We start from the raw sequence: 20,851 nt of genomic DNA, 5'->3' as shown, positions 1-20,851 counted from the left end.
CATGAATACCCCTTACGCTCCGGGCGCCGTGTCGCGCCGCAGTTTCCTGAAAGTGGCCGCCGCCGCCGGCGGTGGCTTGATGGTGGGCTTCTGGCCGGGCGCGGGTGAGGCGGCTACCGCTGCTGCCGTCACCGCGCCGGCCGACCTGAACGCCTTCATCGCCATCGGCGCCGACGACAGCATCGTGCTCACCATGCCCAAGGTCGAGATGGGCCAGGGCACCTACACTTCGATCCCGATGCTGATCGCAGAAGAGCTGGAAGTGGACATGGACAAGATCCAGCTGCGCCACGCACCGGCCGACGCCAAGGTCTACGGCGCTCCCTTCGGCGACCAGTTCACCGGCGGCTCGCTGACCATCCGCACCATGTTCGAGCCGATGCGCCAGACCGGCGCCGCCGCGCGCATGGTGCTGATCCAGGCCGCCGCCAACGAATGGCAGGTGGCGCCGGACAGCTGCCGCGCCGAACACGGCGAGGTACTGCATGCGGCCAGCGGCCGTCGCCTCAAGTACGGCAAGCTGGCGGCCGCCGCATCCAAGCTGCCGGCGCCGCAGAAGGTGGCGCTCAAGGACGCGAAAGATTTCAAGTTGATCGGCAAGCCGCTCAAGCGCCTGGACGCCAAAGGAAAAACCGACGGCACGGCGCAATTCGGCATCGACGCCCAGGTCAAGGGCATGAAGGTGGCGGTGGTCGCGGCCAGCCCGGTCCTCGGCGGCAAGCTCAAATCGGTCAACGACGCTAAGGCGCGCAAGCTGCGCGGCGTGCGCCAGATCGTCAAGCTCGATAACGCGGTGGCCGTGGTGGCCGACAACTACTGGTACGCCAAGCAGGGCCTGGCCGCCCTCGAGATCAAGTGGGACGACGGCGCCAACGCCAAGCTGACCACCGACGACGTGCGCAAGACCATGGTGGCGGCGCTGCAAAAGCCCGGTCACGTCGCCCGCAACGACGGCAACGCCTTGAAGGCGCTGGCCGCCGACGGCAAGCGCGTCGAGGCGCTGTACATCAATCCCATGCTGGCCCACGCCACCATGGAGCCGATGAACTGCACCGTGCACGTGAAGGGCGACGGCACGGCCGAAATCTGGACCGGCTCGCAAGTGCCGGCACGCGCGCGCGACGATGCGGCCAAGGCGCTGGGCCTGGCGCCGGAGAAGGTCACGCTGCACAACCACCTGATCGGCGGCGGCTTCGGTCGCAGGCTGTACACGGACTACGTGGTGCAGGCGGCGCAGGTGGCCAAGCAGGTCAAGGCGCCGGTCAAGCTGGTGTGGAGCCGCGAGGAGGATATCCAGCACTGCCTGTTCCGTGGCCTGTACGCGCACACGGTATCGGCCTCGCTCGACGCGGCCGGCAAGCCGGTGGCGTTCTCGCACAAGATCGCCGGACCATCCAACCTGGCGGCGTTCGCGCCGGGCTGGCTTAAGGACGGTCTCGATATCGACAACGTCGAAGGTTCGGATATCTTCTCCTACGATATCCCCAACATGCGCAGCGAATACACGCAGGAGGACGGCCCGGTGCCGACCGCCTTCTGGCGCGGCGTCGGCCCGACCCGCAACATGACGGTGCTGGAAAGCTTCATGGACGAACTGGCGCTCAAGGCCGGGCAAGACCCGCTGGCCTATCGCCTGGCGCTGCTGGGCAAGGAGCCGCGCGCGGCCCACGTGCTGAAAGTGGCGGCGCAGAAGGCCGGCTGGGGCGAGCCGTTGCCGGCCCGCAGTGGACGCGGCATCGCCCTGATGCGCGCCTGGGGCACCTACCTGGCGCAGGTGGTCGATGTCACGGTCAGCGATGAGGGCGAAGTGGCCGTCAAGCGCGTGGTGTGCGCGGTCGATTGCGGCCAGGTGGTCAATCCGGACACGGTGGTGGCGCAGATCCAGAGCGGCATCAACTACGGCCTGACGGCTGGCCTGTTCGGCGCCATCACGGTGAAGGATGGCCGCGTGGAGCAGAGCAATTTCCACGACTACCCGATCCTGCGCATGAGCCAAGCGCCGAAGATCGATGTGGAACTGGTGCGCAGCAGCGAGGCGCCCGGCGGCATCGGCGAGCCGGGAACGGCCGGCGTCGGCGCGGCGCTGACCAATGCGGTGTTCGCCGCCACCGGCGTGCGCGTGCGCGAACTGCCGCTGCGCGCGGAACTGCTGAAGAAGGCTTAGGAGCATAGTCGGCGGCAGGCTGCTACAATAGCTTGGTGAAAAAGCTATTGCTCATCCTGCTGCTGACCATCCTGCCGATCCAGTATTCCTGGTCGATGGCGGCCGTCTATTGCCAGCACGAGGACAGCAAGGTCACCCACTTCGGCCACCACGGCCACGATCATCAGGCGCAGGCCGATGATGATGCGGGCAAGAGCAAAACCGGCAAGCCGCATGGCGACTGCGAAGTCTGTCATCACGCGGTGCAGCTCTCGGTGCCAGGCGCCGATGCTTTGCTGGCGGTGGCGCCGGCTCCCTCCTATGCGTCGCCGGGCGCGCTGCACTACTACTCCTTTATCGCCGACGGGCCGCCACGGCCCAACTGGATGCTCGTCGCCTGAGCGCGACGAGGCCTGACTTACATTCCAATTCACGTCTCGTCGAATATCCATTCATTCGGAGTATTCGATGGTCAAATTTATTTTGCCGCTATGTTTAGCGGCGTGGTCTGCGTGCGCGCAGGCCGGTATCGAGCCGTCCACGCCACTGACGCTGCCCGCAGCGCTGGCGCTGGCCGACGGCGCCAACGCCGATCTGGCGGCGGCGCGGCATGAACTGTTGGCGGAGGACGGCGCGGTGCAGCAGGCCGGCCTGCTGCCCAATCCCTCGCTGTCCATGGAGCGCGTCGGCCGGCGGCGCGACGGTGGCGATGATCGCCGCGAAACCACACTGTTATTGAGTCAACCGCTGGAGTTGGGCGGCAAGCGCGCTGCGCGCGTGCAGGCGGCGCAACGCGGACGCGAAGGCGCTGCAGCGGCGCTGGCGCAGCGTCGCGCTGAAGTGCGGGCGGAAACGGCGGCCGCATGGTTCGCCGTGCTGGCGGCACAGGAGCAGTTGCGCCTGGCGCAGCAGGCGTCCGAACTGGCGCGGCGCGTGGCGTCGGCCACCGGCAGGCGCGTGGTGGCGGGCAAGGTGTCGCCGGTGGAGGAGACGCGCGCGCAGGTGGCCGCGTCCACGGTGGGGCTGGAGTTGATCCGCGCGCAAAGCACTCTGGCGACTGCGCGTGCGCGGCTGGCGGCATTGTGGGGCAATCCTTCGCCGCGTTTCGAACAGGTTGTGGGCGAGTTCGAGGGCTTGCCCGAATTGCCGGCACTGGCGGCGCAGCGCGCCTTGCTGGCGCAGGCGCCGGCCATGCAGGTGGCGCAGGTGGAGCTGGAGCGGCGTCAGGCCCTGACGCAGGTCGAGCGCTCGCGTCGCGCGCCGGACGTGGCACTCACGGTCGGCAGCAGGCGTTCGGAGGAATTGGGACGCTCGCAGGCAGTGATTGGTTTGTCGGTGCCGTTGCCGCTGTTCGATCGCAACCAGGGCGCGCTGCTGGAGGCGGCACGTCGCACCGACAAGGCGCGCGATGGTCTGGCGGCGACGGCGGCGCTGCTGGAGACGGAGCTGGTGCAGGCGCGTGAAGACTATGCGTCGGCCCGCGCGCAGGCGCGGACATTGCGCGACGAAATCCTGCCGGGTGCGCGCAGCGCGTACGAGGCCACCAGCACGGGCTTCGACTACGGCAAGTTCGGCTTCCTCGACGTGCTCGATGCACAGCGCACGCTGCTGCAGGCGCAATCTCACTACCTCACCACGCTGGCCGAAGCGCATCGCGCGCAGGCAGCCATTTCGCGCATACTCGGAGCGGAACATGAATAAGTACTTGAACAAAAAACAGGCGATCACCATTGTGGCGATGGCGATGGCGATGGCGATGGTGGCGTTGGCGCTGCTTCTGGCGGCGCTCATCCTCAAGCCGCGCGGCGGCGACGAGCATGGCGAGGAGGGGCACGGCGAAGCCGGGCATACGGACGCTGCACCGACCGCGCCGGCAGGCAAGCTGGAGGCCATCGCGCTGACGGCGGCGCAGATCAAAGCCGCCGACATCGTGTTGGCGACAGCCGCGCCGGCGCAGATCAGCACCATCCTCACCCTGCCGGGTGAGATCCGCTTCAACGACGACCGCACCGCCCACGTGGTGCCCAAGCTGCCCGGTGTGGTCAGCGCGGTGCATGTGCAGTTGGGCCAGAGCGTGGAGCGCGGCCAACTGCTGGCGGTGTTGGCCAGCAGCGCCCTGTCCGAACAACGCAGCGAACTGCTCTCCGCGCAAAAGCGCCTGACGCTGGCCGCCACCACGCTAGAACGCGAACGCAAGCTGTGGCAAGACAAGATCTCCGCTGAACAGGACTACCTGCAAGCACGCCAGGCGCACAGCGAAGCCGAGCTGGCGCTGCTGAACGCGCGCCAGAAACTCAGCGTGTTAGGAGCCGGCGCCGCCGCCGGCGCGCAACTGAACCAGCTGGAACTGCGCGCACCATTCGCCGGCGTGGTGATGGAAAAGCACCTGGCCCTCGGTGAAGCCATCAAGGAAGACGCCAACGTCTTCACGATCTCCGACTTGTCCACCGTGTGGGCAGACTTCGCCGTGCCGCCGCAAGACCTGAACCGTGTGCGAGTGGGCGACACCGTCACCGTGCGCGCCACCGCCTTCGCCGCACAAGCCAGCGGCAAGATCACCTACGTCGGCGCGCTGCTGGGCGAACAGACCCGCACCGCCAACGCCCGCGTGGCGTTGGTTAATCCCGAACGCGCCTGGCGTCCCGGCCTGTTCGTCAATGTCGATGTGCAGTCCGGCCTGAGCGCGGCCGCCGTCACGGTGGCGGCGGAAGCCGTGCAAACCGTGGACGGCCAACCCGCTGTCTTCGTGCGCACCGCCACCGGCTTTGAAGTGCATCCGGTGACGTTGGGCCGCAGCGACGGCAAGCTCACCGAAATCCTGCAAGGCCTGCCCGCCGGCGCGCAATACGCCGCCGCCAACAGCTACGTGCTGAAGGCGGAGCTGGGCAAGGGCAGCGCAGAACATGCACATTGAAGCGGGAGACGACCATGTTTGAACGTATCATCCGCTACGCCATCGCGCAGCGCTGGCTGGTCATGCTGCTGGTGGCCGCCATGGCCGCACTGGGCGTGTACAGCTACCAGAAGCTGCCGATCGACGCCGTGCCCGACATCACCAACGTCCAGGTGCAGATCAACACCTCCGCGCCGGGCTATTCGCCGCTGGAAACCGAGCAGCGCGTCACCCTGCCGCTGGAGACCGTGCTGGCCGGCCTGCCGCGCCTTGAGCAAACACGTTCGCTGTCGCGCTACGGCCTGTCGCAGATCACCGTGGTGTTCAAGGACGGCACCGACATCTACTTCGCGCGCCAGATGGTCAGCGAACGCCTGCAGGAGGCGCGTGCGCGGCTGACGGACGGGATCACGCCGTCGATGGGGCCGATCTCCACCGGCCTCGGTGAAATCTACCTGTGGACCGTGGAAGCGCTGCCCGGCGCACTGAAAGCCGACGGCACGCCCTACACGCCGACCGACCTGCGCGAAATCCAGGACTGGATCGTCAAGCCGCAATTGCGCAATGTGGCCGGCGTCACCGAGATCAATTCCATCGGCGGCTACGCCAAGGAATATCACGTGGCGCCCCAGCCGCAACGCCTGGCCTCCTACGGCCTGACCCTGCGCGATGTTGTGGCGGCGCTGGAGCGCAACAATGGCAACGCCGGCGCCGGCTACATCGAAAGGCGCGGTGAGCAGCTGCTGGTGCGTGCGCCGGGACAAGTGCGTTCGCTGGACGACATCCGCAACATCATCCTCCGTAGCGTGGACGGCGTGCCGGTGCGGGTGCGCGACGTCGCCGACGTCGACATCGGCCGCGAACTGCGCACCGGCGCCGCCACCGAGAACGGCCGCGAAGTCGTGCTGGGCACCGTGTTCATGCTGATCGGCCAAAACAGCCGTGCCGTGGCGCAGGCGGTGGACAAGCAGATGGCCGCCATCAACCGCAGCCTGCCGAAAGGCGTGGTGGCGATCACCGTCTACGACCGCACGGCGCTGGTGGACAAGGCGATCCGCACGGTCAAGCGCAACCTGCTGGAAGGCGCGGTGCTGGTGATCGCGGTGTTGTTCCTCTTCCTCGGCAACCTGCGCGCGGCGCTGATCACGGCCATGGTGATTCCGCTGGCGATGCTCTTCACCTTCAGCGGCATGGTGGCGTACAAGGTCAGCGCCAACCTGCTCAGCCTCGGCGCGCTCGATTTCGGCATCATCGTCGATGGCGCGGTGGTGATCGTGGAAAGCTGCGTGCGGCGCCTGGCGCATGCGCAGGCCACACTGGGACGGCCGCTCACGCGCGCGGAAAAATTCGAGGAAGTCTTCGGCGCGGCCAAGGAAGCCCGCAGGCCGCTGCTGTTCGGTCAACTGATCATCATGGTGGTCTACCTGCCGATCTTCGCGCTGAGCGGCGTGGAGGGACGCATGTTCCATCCGATGGCGCTGACGGTGGTGATGGCGCTGGCCGGCGCCATGCTGCTGTCGGTCACCTTCATCCCGGCGGCGGTGGCGCTGTTTATCGGCGACAGCGTGGTGGAGAAGCACACGCCGCGTCTCAGCAACTGGTATGGCGCGCTGCTGGAACGCGCGCTGGCCAATGCGCCGGTGGTGCTGAGCTTTGCCGGCATCGCGGTGGCGCTGGCGGTGCTGCTGGCAACGCGCATGGGCAGCGAGTTCGTGCCGTCGCTGAACGAAGGCGACATCGCCATGCAAGCCTTGCGCATCCCCGGCACCAGCCTGACGCAATCAGTGGAGATGCAGAAGCAGATCGAAGTCACGCTGATGCGCAAGTTCCCCGAGATCGAGCGCGTGTTTGCACGCACCGGCACGGCGGAAATCGCTTCCGACCCGATGCCGCCGAATATCTCGGACGGCTACATCATGCTCAAGCCGGAAGCGCAGTGGCCCAAGCCGAAGAAGTCGCGCGCCGAGTTGTTGGCGGCGATACAGGAGACGGTGGCGCAGTTGCCGGGCAATGCCTACGAGTTTTCGCAGCCGATCCAGCTGCGTTTCAATGAATTGATTTCGGGCGTGCGCAGTGATGTGGCGGTCAAGCTGTTCGGCGATGATGCGGAGGTGCTCAATGCGACCTCCGCGCGCATTGCGGCGGCGCTGGAAAAAATCGACGGCGTGCAGGAGGTCAAGGTGGAGCAGACCGATGGCCTCCCGGTGCTGACGGTGGATATCGACCGCGAGAAGACGTCGCGCTATGGCCTGAATGTCGGCGACGTGCAGGATGTGATTGCGACTGCGATTGGAGGCAAGGAGGCGGGTGCCATGTTCGAAGGCGACCGCCGTTTCGGCATCGTGGTGCGTCTGCCGGAAGCGCTGCGCAGCGATCTGGATCAGATGAAGCGCCTGCCTTTGCCGCTGCCGGGCGGCGGCAACTTCATTCCGCTGGGTGAGGTGGCGACGTTCAGCATTGTGCCGGGGCCGAACCAGGTCAGCCGAGAGAACGGCAAGCGGCGCGTGGTCATCAGCGCCAATGTGCGCGGACGCGATATCGGTTCGTTCGTGGCGGAGGCGGAGCAGCGTCTGCGGGAGGTGAAGATCCCGGCCGGGTACTGGACCACGTGGGGCGGGCAGTTCGAACAGCTGCAATCGGCCACACAGCGTTTACAGATCGTGGTGCCGGCGGCGCTGGGCTTGGTGATGCTGCTGCTATTCGCCATGTTCGGTAATTTGAAGGATGGGCTGCTGGTGTTCAGCGGCATACCGTTTGCGTTGACGGGCGGACTGGCGGCACTGGCCTTGTGTGGCATACCGTTGTCGATATCGGCGGCGGTGGGCTTTATCGCCTTGTCGGGTGTGGCGGTGCTGAATGGGCTGGTGCTGATCACGGCCATCCGCAAGTTGCGAGAGGAGGGCCGCAGCGTGGATCAGGCGGTGAGGGAAGGCGCGCTGGCGCGACTGCGGCCGGTGTTGATGACGGCGCTGGTGGCGTCGCTGGGGTTCATCCCCATGGCGATCGCCACCGGCACCGGTGCCGAAGTTCAGCGCCCGCTGGCGACGGTGGTCATCGGAGGCATCCTGTCTTCGACTGCGTTGACGTTGCTGATGCTGCCGCTACTCTACCGTCTTGTCCACCGAGTCAGCCGGCAGGACTGAAACGGATCGCCTGGCCGCCGCCAGGCGCCAGCTTGAGTTGCAGGACCGTCTTGGCGGTGACGGTCTTCTTCTCGATAACGATATCGAACCGCCGCACGGTACGATAATCCGCCTTGTCGCCATCACGGTAAATCTCCGCCACATAGCGCTTGCCCGGATCGAGGAAGGTCAAGGGCAGCGCCAGCGTACGCGCGTTGCCGTCGGTGACCGAACCAAGATACCAATCATCCGACTTGCGATCCTTGCGCGCGATGGTCGCATACTCGCCCAACTCCCCATGCAGCACGCGCGTATCGCTCCAATCGGTCGGCACATCCTTGATGAACTTGAACGGACCCGGATACTTCTCATAGTTCTCGATCAAATCGGCCGCCATCACCACCGGCGAATAAATCACCACAAAGCTCGCCAGCTGCTTGGCCTGCGTCGAATTGATCGGCCGTCCCTTCACACCCTCCAGGCTCAGAATGCCCGGCGTATAGTCCATCGGCCCGCTCAACATGCGCGTGAAGACCAGGTTCACCTCATGGTCCACACTATTGATCGGCGAGCCCCACGCATTGAACTCCATGCCCCGCGCACCCTCACGCGAAATCCAGTTCGGGTAGGTGCGGCGCAAGCCCGTGTCCTTGATCGGTTCATGCGTATCGATCGCCAGTTTGTAGCGCGCCGCTTCGGTCACCGCCTTCAGGAAATGGCGCGCGCCTTCCTGCGAATCGGTATAACCAAAATGGGTTCCGCCATCCGCATCCGCAAACAACGCCGCACCCGCATCTGTCACATAACCGGACTTGATGCTGTCCACACCCACCTTGGCATACAGCTGATAACCCGCATCCATCTGCTGCTCATAGCGCGCGATATTGCCGCCGGTCTCGTGATGGCCGATCAGCCGCACACCCTTTTGCTGCGCATAGCTGCTCACCGCCGCCAGATCGAAATCCGGATACGATTTCGTAAAGCTGAAGGTCGAACCGCTGCCCGACCAGTTGCCATCCCATCCCTGGTTCCAGCCCTCCACCAGCACACCACGGAAGCCGTTGGCCGCCGCAAAATCGATATAGCGCTTGGTGTTGGCCGTGGTGGCGCCATGCTTGGCGCCCGAACCCCAGGTGCTTTTCTCCAGATGCATCTCCCACCACACGCCAACAAACTTGGATGGATGAACCCACGACACATCGCCCAGCTTATTCGGCTCGTTCAAATTCAGCACCAGGTCCGACATATACAGACCGGCCGCGTTGTCGGCGATCTGCATGGTGCGCCACGGCGTGGTGAAAGCGCCGCGCCGCTGCACCGCCGGCCCGAACGCCGACGGCGTCAAATGCGCGCGCAGCTTCTGGCCATCGACCTTGCGCAACCACATCGACGCATAATCAACCAGCGCCGCTTCGTGAAACGCGATGTGCGTACCATCCTTGGTGCGGATGGTCAGCGGCGTGTTCGCCATGCCGACTTCACTCAACGGCGACTTCTGGATTGCGTACTCCAACGCCGCCTGCTCGCCGGCCTGCTGCCACCACGCCCACGCCTGCGGCGCCACCACGAACTCGGTCAGCTCGTCGCTGATGCGCGTTTCCGGCAACTGCGCCTGCTCCGGGAATTCATAGCGGAAGCCGACGCCATCGTCGAACACGCGGAACACCAGCGCCATGCGGCGGTTGTCCAGCGCCTTCTGCACCAGCTCCAGTCGCAGTTCCTTGTAGTGATTGCGCACGTAGCGGCGTTCGCCCCACGGCTGTTCCCAGGTGTCGTCATGCTCGCTGACGGCTTGCGAGGCCAGCGAAAAGCCGTTGTCCATCTGCGGCGCATTGGCCAGCAAGAAGCCCAGCCGCGAGGCGGCGATCAGCGGCTTGCCGTTGCGCTGCACCTCGTAGTTCAGGCGACCGCCTTCGGCCAGTTGCACCGCCACGCTGATGGCGCGGTTCGGCGACGACACGGTGGCCAGCACTTCGGCCGCCGCGCTGGCGTACACGCCCAGCATCATGCAGGCGGCGGAGATCCAGCGGACTTGCAGGGAATTGATATGATGCACAGCTACTCCTTGAATACTATCTGGCCGCGCAGTTGGCCTTGATGAAGGCCTCGTGCGTCGGCATCTGATCTACACACTTGCCGATCACCGAGGCGATGTCGCCCAGGTAGTCGGTTATCTCTTGTTCGTCCATCAGGTCGGCCATCGGATGATGTCCCGCCACCGGCACGCGCTGGCCGTGCAGCACCTGCAGCCAGCCCACTTCCGCAAACAGCTCGTTGTCGACGCGGACGATGCGCCCGCGCGAACGCCACAAATCCATCTTGGCGCGCAGCGTGTCCGGTATCTCCATGGTGCGCACGTAGTCCCAGAACGGCGTGTCGTTACGTTCCGTGGCGTGGTAGTGCAGGATGATGAAGTCGCGAATGCGCTCGACCTCGAAATCGCACTGGCGATTGAACTCGGCGATATCGGGCGCGCTGAAGCCTTTGTCCGGGAAGAAGGTGATCAGGCGCGCGATGGTGGACTGGATCATGTGGATGCTAGTCGACTCCAGCGGCTCCAGGAAGCCGGAAGACAGTCCCACCGCCACCACGTTCTTGTTCCACACCTGCTTGCGCTTGCCGGCCGTGAAGCGCAGCTGCTTGGGCTCCGCCAGCGCGCGGCCATCGAGGTTGGCCATCAGGATGGACGCCGCTTCGTCGTCGCTCATGAATTTGGACGCATACACGTGGCCATTGCCGGTGCGGTGCTGCAGGCCGATGCGCCACTGCCAGCCGGCCGGACGCGCCGTGGCGCGCGTGTACGGCGTCAAACCGCCACCGAGTTCGCACGGTACCGCATAAGCGCGGTCGCACGGCAGCCAGTGCGACCAGTCCTCGAAACCGGTGTGCAGCGCCTGCTCGATCAACAGGCCACGGAAGCCGGAGCAGTCGATGAACAATTCGCCGCCGATCAAGTCGCCGTTTTCCATGCGCACAGCGTCCACATGGCCGTCGGAGGCGCGGGTCAGCACGTCGGCCACCTTGCCTTCGACGCGGCGCACGCCGCGTTCCTCGCTGTACTTGCGCAGGTAGCGCGCATACAGGCCGGCGTCGAAATGGAAGGCGTGCACGATGTCGCCCAGCGGCGAGTTGCCGTGCGAGCGGTCGGCGCGCATGAATTTGCCGGCCTTGGCGGCCATGCGGTTGATCGAATACTGCTCCAGGTCCGGCGCTTCGCCCGCCTGGTGCATGCGCAGCCAGTACTGGTAAAACGGCAGCGTCGCCAGGTCCTGGCCGAAGATGCCGAAGCCGTGCATGTACTCGTCGCCGATGCGGCCCCAGTCCTTGAACTCGATGGCCAGCTTGAAGGTGGCCTGGGTGTCGCGCACGAATTCGTTCTCGTCGATGCCCAGCACCGCGTTGAACAATTTGATCATCGGGATGGTCGATTCGCCCACGCCCACGGTGCCGATGTCTTCCGACTCCACCAGCGTGATTTTTACCTTATCGCCCAATACGCGCGCCAGCGCCGCCGCCGTCATCCAGCCGGCGGTGCCGCCGCCGACGATCACTACGTTCTTGATGGTCTCCATCTATTCTGCCTTTATCAGTATCCTGTAGCTCCACGGCGCCATCTGGAACTGCGTCGCGCTGTCCACGCGCACGGTCTCGCCGGTGCTGAAATCGCGGTAGCTGCCGACGTGCAGATCGTCGCGGAAGCCGACTTGCACCGGCTGCGCGCTCAGGTTGAACACTGCGAACACCTTGTCCTTCGCGTTCTGCCGCACAAAGCTGAATACCTGCTTCGGCGCGTTGTTCGGCACCTGTTCCATGGTGGCGCCCCATTCTCCATTCCACAGCGCGCTGTTCTGCTTTTTGAGTGCCAGCAGCTTGGTGTACAGCGCGGTGTAGGGCGACGCCTGCCACTGTATCGCATCGCGCTCGAAGAAGGCCAGCCGTTTGCGGTTGCCCGCTTCCTGGCCGTTGTAAATCATCGGCATGCCTTCGCTGACGAAGGAGAACACGATGGCCGCATCCACCGCCGGCCCGAAGATTTCGAACTCGGTGCCGTCCCACGCGTTCTTGTCATGATTGGTGGTGTACAGCATGCGGTAGGCCTGCTTGGGATAGAACTTCTGGTTCCAGGCGTAGTAGGTGTAGAGCGAGGTGGGGTCGGCCTTGCCTTCGGCCACGGCGCGCAGGCCTTCCCACCAGGTCCAGGCGTAGCTGGCGTCGAAGGCCTTGGCGTGCAGGTCGCGGCTTTCCCATTCGGCCAGCAGGAACACCGGCTTGACGGCGCGCAGCTCGGCCGCCACGTGTTCCCAGAAGTCGAGCGGCGTCAGGCCGGCGGCATCGACGCGGTAGCCGTCCACGCCGATGTCGCGCACCCAGTAGCGCATGGCGTCGGTCATGTAGCGGCGCAGGCCGGGCTGGTTGTAATCGAGGTCGATGATGTCGTCCCAGTCGTACCACGGCGTGGGATGCGGCTGGCCCTTGCGGTCCTTCTCGTACCACTCCGGGTGGCTGGTGCGCAGCACGTTGTCCCACGAGGTGTGGTTGCCGACCCAGTCGAGGATCACGTGCAGGCCTTGCGCGTGCGCGGCCTCCACGAAGTGCTTGAAATCGGCCAGCGTGCCGAATTCCGGATTGACGGCCAGGTAGTCGCGCACGGCGTAGGGGCTGCCCAAGGCGCCCTTGCGTTTGACCTGGCCGATGGGATGGATGGGCATCAGCCAGAGGATGTCGACGCCGAGCGCCTTCAGGCGCGGCAGCTCGCGTTCGGCGGCGCGGAACGTGCCCTCCGGCGTGAACTGGCGGGTGTTGATCTGGTAGATGCTGGCGTTCTTGGTCCACTCGGCGTGATGGAACTGGACATAAGGTTTCGGCTGGTAGGCGTCGGGAGCGGCGGTGGCGGGCGCCAACACCGCTCCTGACAGCAGCAATGCCATCAGGAGCGTCTTCATCAGAACTTGTAGGTCAGGCCGAAGGTGTAGGTACGGCCGTACACCACCTTGTTGGTGATCTGCTTCGGATCGCTGGTGAATTCCTGGAACGGTTCATTGGTCCAGTTATGCCCCTGCACGAACACCGAGGTGCCTTTCAGCCAACCGCTCTGGAACTCGTAGGACGCCTGCAGGTCGACGATGGTTTCACCCTTGATGAAGGTGAACTGCGAATCGCTGCGGTAGTCCAGGATCTGGCCAACGAAGTCGGAACGGCGGTGCGCGGCCCAGGCCAGTTGCAGGCCGTGGTTCTCGTAGTAGACGCGCACGCTGCTGACGTTCTTCGACAGGCCAGGCAGGCCGATCTCGGCGACGGCGTTGTTGAACACCGGGCTGTTCGACGGCGACACGAAGCCGCTGGTCGGCAGCCGCACCGAGCTGTCGGTGAACGAATAGTTGGCGGCCACGCCGAAGCCGTCCAGCCAGTCGGTGGCCAGCGCGAACGGCACGTTCACGGCCAGCTCGTAGCCATGCATATTGCCGCCCGTGCCGTTTTGCGGCATGGTCAGGAAGCCGATGGTGGAGCCGGCGTAGGGACCGGTCGTCGGCAGCGGCGTGCTGGCACTGGTGTAAGGCTTGAAGTCGAACTGCATCGGCGCGTTGATGATGTAGTTGTCCAGCTTCTTGACGAAGGCGGCGGCGCTGACGTAGCCCTTCTTGCCGAAGTACTTCTCATACGACAGGTCGAGCGAACGCGCCTGGTACGGCTTCAGCTGCGGGTTGCCGGCGAAGCCGGACAGCGCCGGGGCCAGCGATGTAGCGTTCTGCACCGAGAAGTCGAGGCCGGCCTTCATGTTGTCGAGATTGGCGCGGGAGATCTGCTTGCCGGCGCCGAGGCGCAGCTTCTGCTCGTAGCCGAGGTCGAAGGCCACGTTCAGCGACGGCAACACGTTGGTGTAGCTGGTGCCGTCGCTGCGCACTTTGTACGGGCAGGTCTCGACCGTGATGCCCTTGCAATTGGCCAGATCGACCTGGTTGCCGGTGGATTCCTGCTTGGTGTTGACGATCTGCAGGCCGAAGTTGCCGGTGTAGGGCAGCGACCACAGGTTGCCGTCGAGGTCGGCCATGGCGTAGGCGGTGGCCACCTTCTCGCCGACAGTCCAGTCGCGCGCCAGCACGGTCGAATCGACCCAGCGGTTCAGTTCATAGATCGTGCCCAGCGTGCCGGTCGGATCGAACGAAGCGACAGGGATGCCGGAGGCGCCGGCCATTTCGGTGGCCGTGCCCGGGATGGCGGCGCTGGCGTAGCCGTCGCCGCCCTTGATCGACAGGCGGCCTTCCTGGCCGACGCGCGATTTGTCGCGCTTGGTGAAGTTGAGGCCGAAATGGGCGTTGGTCAGCGGACCCCAATCCAGTTCGCGGTGCGCACTCAGGCGGGCGGCCTTGACCGTGTCGTCGATGGTCGGCAGGGCCACGTAGCCGGCCTGCGGCGTCAGCGGTCCGCCGCCCCAGCCGTCGACGTCGGTCAGCAGCGCCACTTTGCGGTCGGCGTAGCTGATGCTCGGCGTGTACTTCACATCGGAGAAGTTCTTGCCGTCGAAGCCGGTGTACGACACCGAGGCCAGCTGACTGGCCGGCGTGTTGCCCGGCTGGCCGGCCGTGGTCTCGTAGTTGGAGATGCGCTTGACACCGTGCGAGTACGACAGGTCGCCTTCCACGCGCCATTGGTCGTCGAGCTTCAGTTCGTTGTTCCAGCCGATCGAGGTCAGCTTGTCCTTGGCGCGGTACAGGTGGTTGCGCACGTCGGCCTTGTAATTGCTGATGGTGCCGCTGGTGGCGATGCCGTTGGCCACCACCGCGTTGCTCAGCACGCCGTTCGGATCGTACAGGCCGGTGCTGCCGGCCACCGCGCCTTCGATGCCGGTTTTCTTGGTGCTCTCGTCGCCACGGGAGTAGAACACGTCCAGGGTCGAGCGGAATTTCTGGTTGGGCCTGTATTGCAGGGTCAGCGCCGCGCCGTCGCGGTCGCTCTTGCGGCGCGCGGTTTCGGCCAGGAAGCCGGATGGCGCCTTGGCGGTGCCGCCGTTGTAGGCCATGTCGGTGGTGCCGCCGCCCCAGCTGTCGAATTTCAGTTCGCCGCCGTTATCCTGCTTGAACGAGGTCAGGCCGATCGACAGGCCGATCGTGCGGTTGGCGAACTGGTCCACGTAACTGAAGGTGGTGCGGTGGCCGGAACCGAGGTCGGAACCGGAATCGAAGCCGATGCGCTCCTTGCGCGCCGAGGCCGCCAGCACGCGCTGGCCGAAGTCGAGCGGACGCAGGGTGCGCAGGTCGATGGTCGAGGCCAGGCCCTGGCCCATCAGGCTGGCGTCCGGCGTCTTGTACACCAGTACCGAACCGGTCAGCTCGGACGGGAACAGGTCGAACTCGGGGCTGCGGGCGTCGCTGGTGGATGCTTGCTCGCGGCCGTTGAGCAGGGCGCCGTTGAAGCTTGGCGACAGGCCGCGCACCGACACTTCGGTGGCCTTGCCGTTGGTCTTGTTGCGCTGGGTGGTCACGCCGGACAGGCGCGAGATCGACTCGGCCACGGTGTTGTCGGGCAGCTTGCCGATGTCTTCGGCGGAGATCGCCTCGACGATGGAGCTGGCGTTCTTCTTGATCGAGATGGCTTGCTCGATGCCGCGGCGGATGCCGGCCACGGTCACGGTGGCCAGTTCGCCGTCGGCCGAGGCCGGCGTGGCCTTGGCGTCCTTCTGCTCGTCGGCGGATTGGGCGGTCTGGGCGTGGGCGGCAGCGCCCAGCAGCATCAGTGCGCAGGCGGCAGCCAGCGGGCTGAGCCGGAATGAGGTCATGGTGGTCATACGTCTCCTAAGAATTATTGTGATTGCAGGACGCATGTTGTAACAGCACTAAAACATGGTCAACGACGGCGTGGCCTCCGGCTAAAGGAAGCGTGAAGGTTGATCGCCAAGTCCCTGATTTCGCGGCAGATCCTGCCTTGTGGCGTTTTGCAGACGTCGCCGTAATTTAACTACAAAGCTTGCTACACTTTCAGCATGAAAATACTAATGATAGAAGACGACCTGGCCATCGGTCGCGCCTTGCTGGCGGTGTTCCAGGACGAGGGTCACGCGGTGGTGTGGCTGCGCCTGGCGGACGGCGTGCTGGCGCGCCTGCAAGCCGAAACTTTCGACGCCGTGCTGCTCGATCTCGGCCTGCCCGACGGCGACGGCGCGCAACTGCTGCGGCAACTGCGCGCTCTGGGCTTGAGCCTGCCGGTATTGATCATGACCGCGCGCGACAGCCTGGAAGACCGCCTCAACGGTTTTAACACGGGCGCGGACGATTACCTCATCAAACCGTTTGAAATTCCCGAACTGCTGGTGCGGCTGCGCGCGGTGGTGCGGCGCGCCAACGGCAACGCCAACGGCGGCTGGAGTTTCGGCGAACTGGTGCTGGACGAAGGCCGCATGCTGGTCACGCGCGCAGGCGCACCGGTCGCCTTGTCGCGCACCGAGTTCGCGCTGCTGCTGGCCCTGGTGAAGGAATCGGGCCGGGTGCTCACGCGCGCCGAGCTGGAGCAAGGCGTGCTGCCGCACAGCGAAGGGCAGACGCTGGACGTGCACATCTCCAACCTGCGCAAGAAAATCGGCGAGCGCTTGATCCGCACCGTGCGCGGGGTCGGCTACATGGCGCAGCGTCCGCATGAATAAGCTGCCCTCGTCGCTGTTCCGCCGGCTGATGCTGGGCTTCTCGGCCGTGATCGCCCTGGTGGCGCTGGCCGGCTTCACCTATGTGGCGGTGGAAGCCAAGATCACGCAGCGCACCCGCACCGCCAGCGAGAACGCCGCGCACACGCGCGAAGTGCTGCTGCACCTGAGCGAAATCGCCGGCGACCGCGAGCGCGTGCAGCGCGCGGCGGCCACGCTGGAAGCGGTGCGGCGCGACATGTTCCGCGAGCTGGACTACCACTCGCGCGTGCGGTTGCGCGTGTGGCAGCACGGCGCGCTGGTGTACAACTCGCTGCCGGCGCTGCCCGATGTGTTGCCGACGGCCGGCACGGCGGCGGCCGGCAGGGCCAACGCCTGGGTCAGCGCGGTCGAACGCGACGCGGTCAGCGGGCTGGTGGTCGAGCGCAGCCATGAGGTGGATGATGAATGGATGCTGAGTTTTTCCGGTGTCAGTTTTTTGCTGTCGTCGACCATATTCAGTTTGCCCTTGCTGCTGTTGCCGGCGTGGCTGATCGTCGGCATCGGGCTGCGGCCGTTGCGTTCGATCGCCGAGCAGATCGAAGCGCGCGCGGTGTCGGACCTGACGGCGCTGCCGGCTTCGCCGTACCGGGAATTGTCGCCGCTGGTGGATGCTATCAATCGCTTGATGATGCGGCTGAGCCAGCGCATCGAGCGCGAGCATGAGTTCCTGACCGACGCGGCGCATGAGTTGAAGACGCCGCTGGCGGCGATCCAGATCAATGCGCATCTGTTGTTGAGCCGCAGCGTGGCCGAGCACGCCGAGCGTCATGCCGAAGCGGGGCAGGGCTTGCGTGAGGGTGTGGCGCGGGCCACGCACATGGTGCATCAGTTGCTGGCGTATGAGCGGGCGCGGGCGGAGCCGAACGCGGAACCGCCGCCGCATACGGAGCTGGGCGGGTTTGTGCGTAGCCGGCTGGCATCGGCGGTGCCGCTGGCCATGCAGCGCGGGATCGACATCGAGTTTCAGTCGGAGGCCGAGTGCGGCATGGCCTTGCACGTGGAGAGCATGGCGGCGTTGCTGGATAATCTGATCAGCAATGCGATCAAGTATTCGCCGGAGAATGGGCGGATTGTGGTGGGCTTGCGGGCCGAGGGCGATGGATGCCGGCTGACCATTGCCGATCAGGGGCCGGGGATCGCGGCGGAATTGCAGCAAAAGGTGTTCGAGCGGTTTTACCGGGTGCCGGGGCAGGAGCAGTTGGGGAGCGGCTTGGGCTTGGCGATCGCCGAGCGTGCGGCCGAGCGCAATGGCGGGACGATCACCCTGTCCCGCGCGGAAGGCGGGATCGGCCTGCTGGTAAGCGTATTCCTCCCGCGCGCGCTTTAGGGTTGTTGGCAAATATGTCATAGAATATGGATTCCATTGCTCTAAAGAATTGCTGATGAAATCCAAACTGATGATTGCCGCCGTGGTGGCTGCGTTGGCGGCCGGCGGCGCGTATCTGGCGCTGCGCGGCACACCTTCGGCCGCGCCAGCCGCCACGGCTCCCGTCGCCGTGCCTGCCGTACAGCCCGAATTGCAGGCACTGCTGGCCAACTACCGCAAGATCATCGTGCTGCTGGCCGACGAAAAGACGCTCAGCGACACCGAACGCAAGGCGGCCAATCAGGTCGGCCAGTCGCTATTCCACGAAAACCTGGAACGGCAGTCGCGCCTGCAGCCACTGCTGGCGCAAACCCACGCCCTGCCGCCGCAACAGCGCGAGCCGGCGCTCGATGCGTTGCTGTCGTACATCGAATCGGCGCCGGACTTGTACGATGCGGACCGGCTGGCGTTCCGCGAAGTGCTGCTGGCGATGCAGAAGCTGGCTGCAGCCGATCAGACGCTGCCGGCCATCAAGCTGCACAAGCGCGTCAGCGAAGACCTGGTGGCGCTGGAAGACATCGAAAAGCAGTACGACAAGGAGATCAGCGACATCTTCTCGCGCTTCGAAGCGCGCGCCATTACGCCCAAGCGTGAAAAGTGGGACGACTATGTGGCCCATCTGCGCAAGCTGTACAGCCGCGAGCAGATACTCAAGGACTATGGCGTCATCACGCCGTATCCGCAGCCTGCGGCCAGCGCGGCCCCCGCCACGCCATCCACGCCGTCCAACAAGGAAATCTTCGGCTACGGGCTGCCGCCGAAAACCGTGGTGCTCACCTTCGACGACGGTCCGCACGGCACCTATACCGAGGAAGTCGCCGCCATCCTCAAGCAATACAATGTGCCGGGCGTGTTCTTCGAGGTCGGCCAGAACGTCGGCCGCTACAAGGCCCAGAGCAAGCGCCTGATCGATGCCGGCCATACCGTCGGCAACCACAGTTACAGCCATGCGTTGCTGTCCAAGCAGAGCGGCGACAAGCTGTACGGCGAAATCGCCAATGCCGACAGCGCGCTCAAGGCCGCCGATGAACGGCGCTCGCCGCTGTTCCGTTTCCCCTACGGCGCCCACAATGCCGAAGGCCTGGAGGTGCTGTCCAAGCTGGGCCTGCGCTCGGTGATGTGGAATGTGGACTCGATGGACTGGGCCGATCCGGTGCCGAGCTCGATCGCCAACCGCGTGCTGACCACGCTGGGCAAGGAGCAGCGCGGCATCATCTTGTTCCATGACATCCACGAGCGCAGCGTCAAGGCCTTGCCGATGGTGCTCGATAAATTGATCGCGGACGGTTACAGCTTTGCCACCTGGGACGGCCAGGACTTCAAGGTGACCAAGGGCGGGGCGCAGCCCGAGCCGGAGAAGATCGCGGTCAGCACCGGCTATGCCAACAGCTATGCGGTGGTGATCGGCATCAACGATTATCAGAAGTGGCCCAAGTTGCAGTACGCAGTGCAGGACGCCAAGGCGATCCGCGAAACGCTGGTGTCCCGCTTCGGCTTCGCCAGCGAGCGCGTGTTCACGCTGACCAATGGCGAGGCGACCCGCAACAATATTCTGGCGGTGTTCCACGACAAGTTGGCCGAGGCCAAGCTGAAGAAGGATGACCGCATCTTCGTGTTCTTCGCCGGCCACGGCGCCACGCGGCAGCTGTCCTCCGGCCGCAACCTCGGCTACATCATTCCGGCCGATTCCGATCCGCAGCAAGTGAGCGTCGATGCGATTCCGATGACCGATCTGCAGAACATCGCCGAGAGCCTCAACGCCAAGCACGTGCTGTTCGTGATGGATGCCTGCTACAGCGGCCTGGGCTTGACGCGCGGCGGCGGCAGCAACGCCTTCCTGCGCGACAACGCGCGCCGCATCGGCCGCCAGATGCTGACCGCCGGCGGCGCCGACCAGATGGTGGCCGATGGCGGCCCGGGCGGCCACTCGGTGTTCACCTGGACCTTGCTGCAGGCGTTGAACGGCAAGGCCGATCTCAACGGCGACGGCCTGATCACCGGCACCGAGCTGGCCGCGTATGTGGCGCCGGCAGTGGCCAGCGTGTCGCAGCAGACGCCGGCGTTCGGCAGTTTGCCCGGCTCCGAGGGCGGCGAGTTCGTATTCCAGTTGCCGGTCGAGGCCGAGTTCCTCAGCGCGCAATCGACGCAACTGGCGCCGGACGCGATCGCCATGAACAGCAAGCTGGACAGCGGCCGCAGCCAGCAGACCGAGGGCAACACGGTCGTCATCAAGAATTTGACCGGCGGGGAACAGACGATCGTGGCGGCCAAGCCGGTGGAAGCGTCGGCACGCCAGCTGGCGCAGCGCGCCAACGACAAGGGCCTGCAGCTGTACAAGGAGAAGCAGTACGCGCAGGCGGAAGCCGCATTCACCGAAGCGTTGAAGTACCGTCCCGACTTCGGGCTGGCGGCGAACAACCTGGGCTTCGTCTACTACAAGCAGGAAAAGTATGCGGAAGCGGCGCGCTGGTTCGAGAACACCGTGCAGATCGACGCCTCGCGCGCGATCGCCTACCTGAATCTGGGCGACGCCCGCATGCGGCAGAACGACCAGGAAAAGGCGCGCAAGGCCTACACCAGTTTCCTGGAACTCGCCCCCTCCCACCCGAGCGCGGCGTATGCCCGCGAGCAGTTGAAAAAGCTGTAGCGTCTC

At 65.2% G+C, this 20,851-nt stretch carries 12 protein-coding genes; 8 read left to right on the top strand and 4 right to left on the bottom strand.

Annotated elements, in window-relative coordinates; genetic code table 11:
- Window position 1 precedes the first annotated feature (1 nt).
- The 5 genes from ACXZ1M_RS12295 to ACXZ1M_RS12275 all read left to right on the top strand — a co-directional run bounded on the left by ACXZ1M_RS12295 (window position 2) and on the right by ACXZ1M_RS12275 (window position 8,179).
- Entirely contained in the window at window positions 2-2,164 is a 2,163-nt protein-coding gene (locus tag ACXZ1M_RS12295) for a xanthine dehydrogenase family protein molybdopterin-binding subunit (RefSeq protein ID WP_459053433.1), read from the top strand.
- A gap of 35 nt (window positions 2,165-2,199) precedes the next feature.
- Window positions 2,200-2,544 (top strand): hypothetical protein, encoded by a 345-nt coding sequence (locus tag ACXZ1M_RS12290; RefSeq protein ID WP_459053432.1) that lies wholly within the window; start codon window positions 2,200-2,202, stop codon window positions 2,542-2,544.
- Window positions 2,545-2,611: 67 nt separating this feature from the next.
- Window positions 2,612-3,844, top strand: a complete 1,233-nt coding sequence (locus tag ACXZ1M_RS12285) for a TolC family protein (RefSeq protein ID WP_459053431.1) — start codon at window positions 2,612-2,614, stop codon at window positions 3,842-3,844.
- The gene (locus tag ACXZ1M_RS12280; protein ID WP_459053430.1) at window positions 3,837-5,057 is read left to right on the top strand and encodes an efflux RND transporter periplasmic adaptor subunit; all 1,221 of its coding nucleotides are present in this window, start codon (window positions 3,837-3,839) and stop codon (window positions 5,055-5,057) included. The genes ACXZ1M_RS12285 and ACXZ1M_RS12280 overlap by 8 nt, the downstream gene beginning before the upstream one ends.
- A 14-nt stretch (window positions 5,058-5,071) precedes the next feature.
- Window positions 5,072-8,179, top strand: coding sequence for an efflux RND transporter permease subunit (locus ACXZ1M_RS12275; RefSeq protein WP_459053429.1), 3,108 nt, complete (start codon window positions 5,072-5,074; stop codon window positions 8,177-8,179).
- Here the strand turns inward: ACXZ1M_RS12275 and ACXZ1M_RS12270 are convergent.
- The 4 genes from ACXZ1M_RS12270 to ACXZ1M_RS12255 are packed head-to-tail and all read right to left on the bottom strand — an operon-like array spanning window position 8,163 to window position 15,941.
- Window positions 8,163-10,214 carry a glycoside hydrolase family 97 protein gene (locus ACXZ1M_RS12270; protein WP_459053428.1) on the bottom strand — a complete coding sequence of 684 codons (2,052 nt, stop codon included), beginning with the start codon at window positions 10,212-10,214 and terminating at the stop codon, window positions 8,163-8,165. The two genes, ACXZ1M_RS12275 and ACXZ1M_RS12270, sit on opposite strands and share 17 nt — an antisense overlap.
- Before the next feature lie 16 nt (window positions 10,215-10,230).
- Window positions 10,231-11,730, bottom strand: coding sequence for a tryptophan halogenase family protein (locus ACXZ1M_RS12265; protein ID WP_459053427.1), 1,500 nt, complete (start codon window positions 11,728-11,730; stop codon window positions 10,231-10,233).
- On the bottom strand, window positions 11,731-13,101 hold the full coding sequence (locus ACXZ1M_RS12260; protein WP_459053426.1) for an alpha-amylase family glycosyl hydrolase: 1,371 nt from the start codon (window positions 13,099-13,101) through the stop codon (window positions 11,731-11,733).
- Window positions 13,101-15,941 carry a TonB-dependent receptor gene (locus ACXZ1M_RS12255; protein ID WP_459053425.1) on the bottom strand — a complete coding sequence of 947 codons (2,841 nt, stop codon included), beginning with the start codon at window positions 15,939-15,941 and terminating at the stop codon, window positions 13,101-13,103. Before ACXZ1M_RS12255 ends, ACXZ1M_RS12260 begins: the two co-directional genes overlap by 1 nt.
- A 207-nt stretch (window positions 15,942-16,148) precedes the next feature.
- Between ACXZ1M_RS12255 and ACXZ1M_RS12250 the strand changes: the two genes are divergently transcribed.
- The 3 genes from ACXZ1M_RS12250 to ACXZ1M_RS12240 are packed head-to-tail and all read left to right on the top strand — an operon-like array spanning window position 16,149 to window position 20,845.
- The gene (locus ACXZ1M_RS12250; protein ID WP_373989544.1) at window positions 16,149-16,793 is read left to right on the top strand and encodes a response regulator transcription factor; all 645 of its coding nucleotides are present in this window, start codon (window positions 16,149-16,151) and stop codon (window positions 16,791-16,793) included.
- Complete coding sequence (locus ACXZ1M_RS12245; RefSeq protein WP_459053424.1) at window positions 16,786-18,159, top strand: sensor histidine kinase; 1,374 nt, start codon at window positions 16,786-16,788, stop codon at window positions 18,157-18,159. Before ACXZ1M_RS12250 ends, ACXZ1M_RS12245 begins: the two co-directional genes overlap by 8 nt.
- Before the next feature lie 55 nt (window positions 18,160-18,214).
- Window positions 18,215-20,845, top strand: coding sequence for a polysaccharide deacetylase family protein (locus ACXZ1M_RS12240; protein WP_459053423.1), 2,631 nt, complete (start codon window positions 18,215-18,217; stop codon window positions 20,843-20,845).
- The last annotated feature ends 6 nt before the right edge of the window (window positions 20,846-20,851 follow it).

The sequence above is a fragment of the Duganella paludis genome (assembly GCF_054461335.1).
This window is presented reverse-complemented; position numbering and strand designations above follow the sequence as displayed.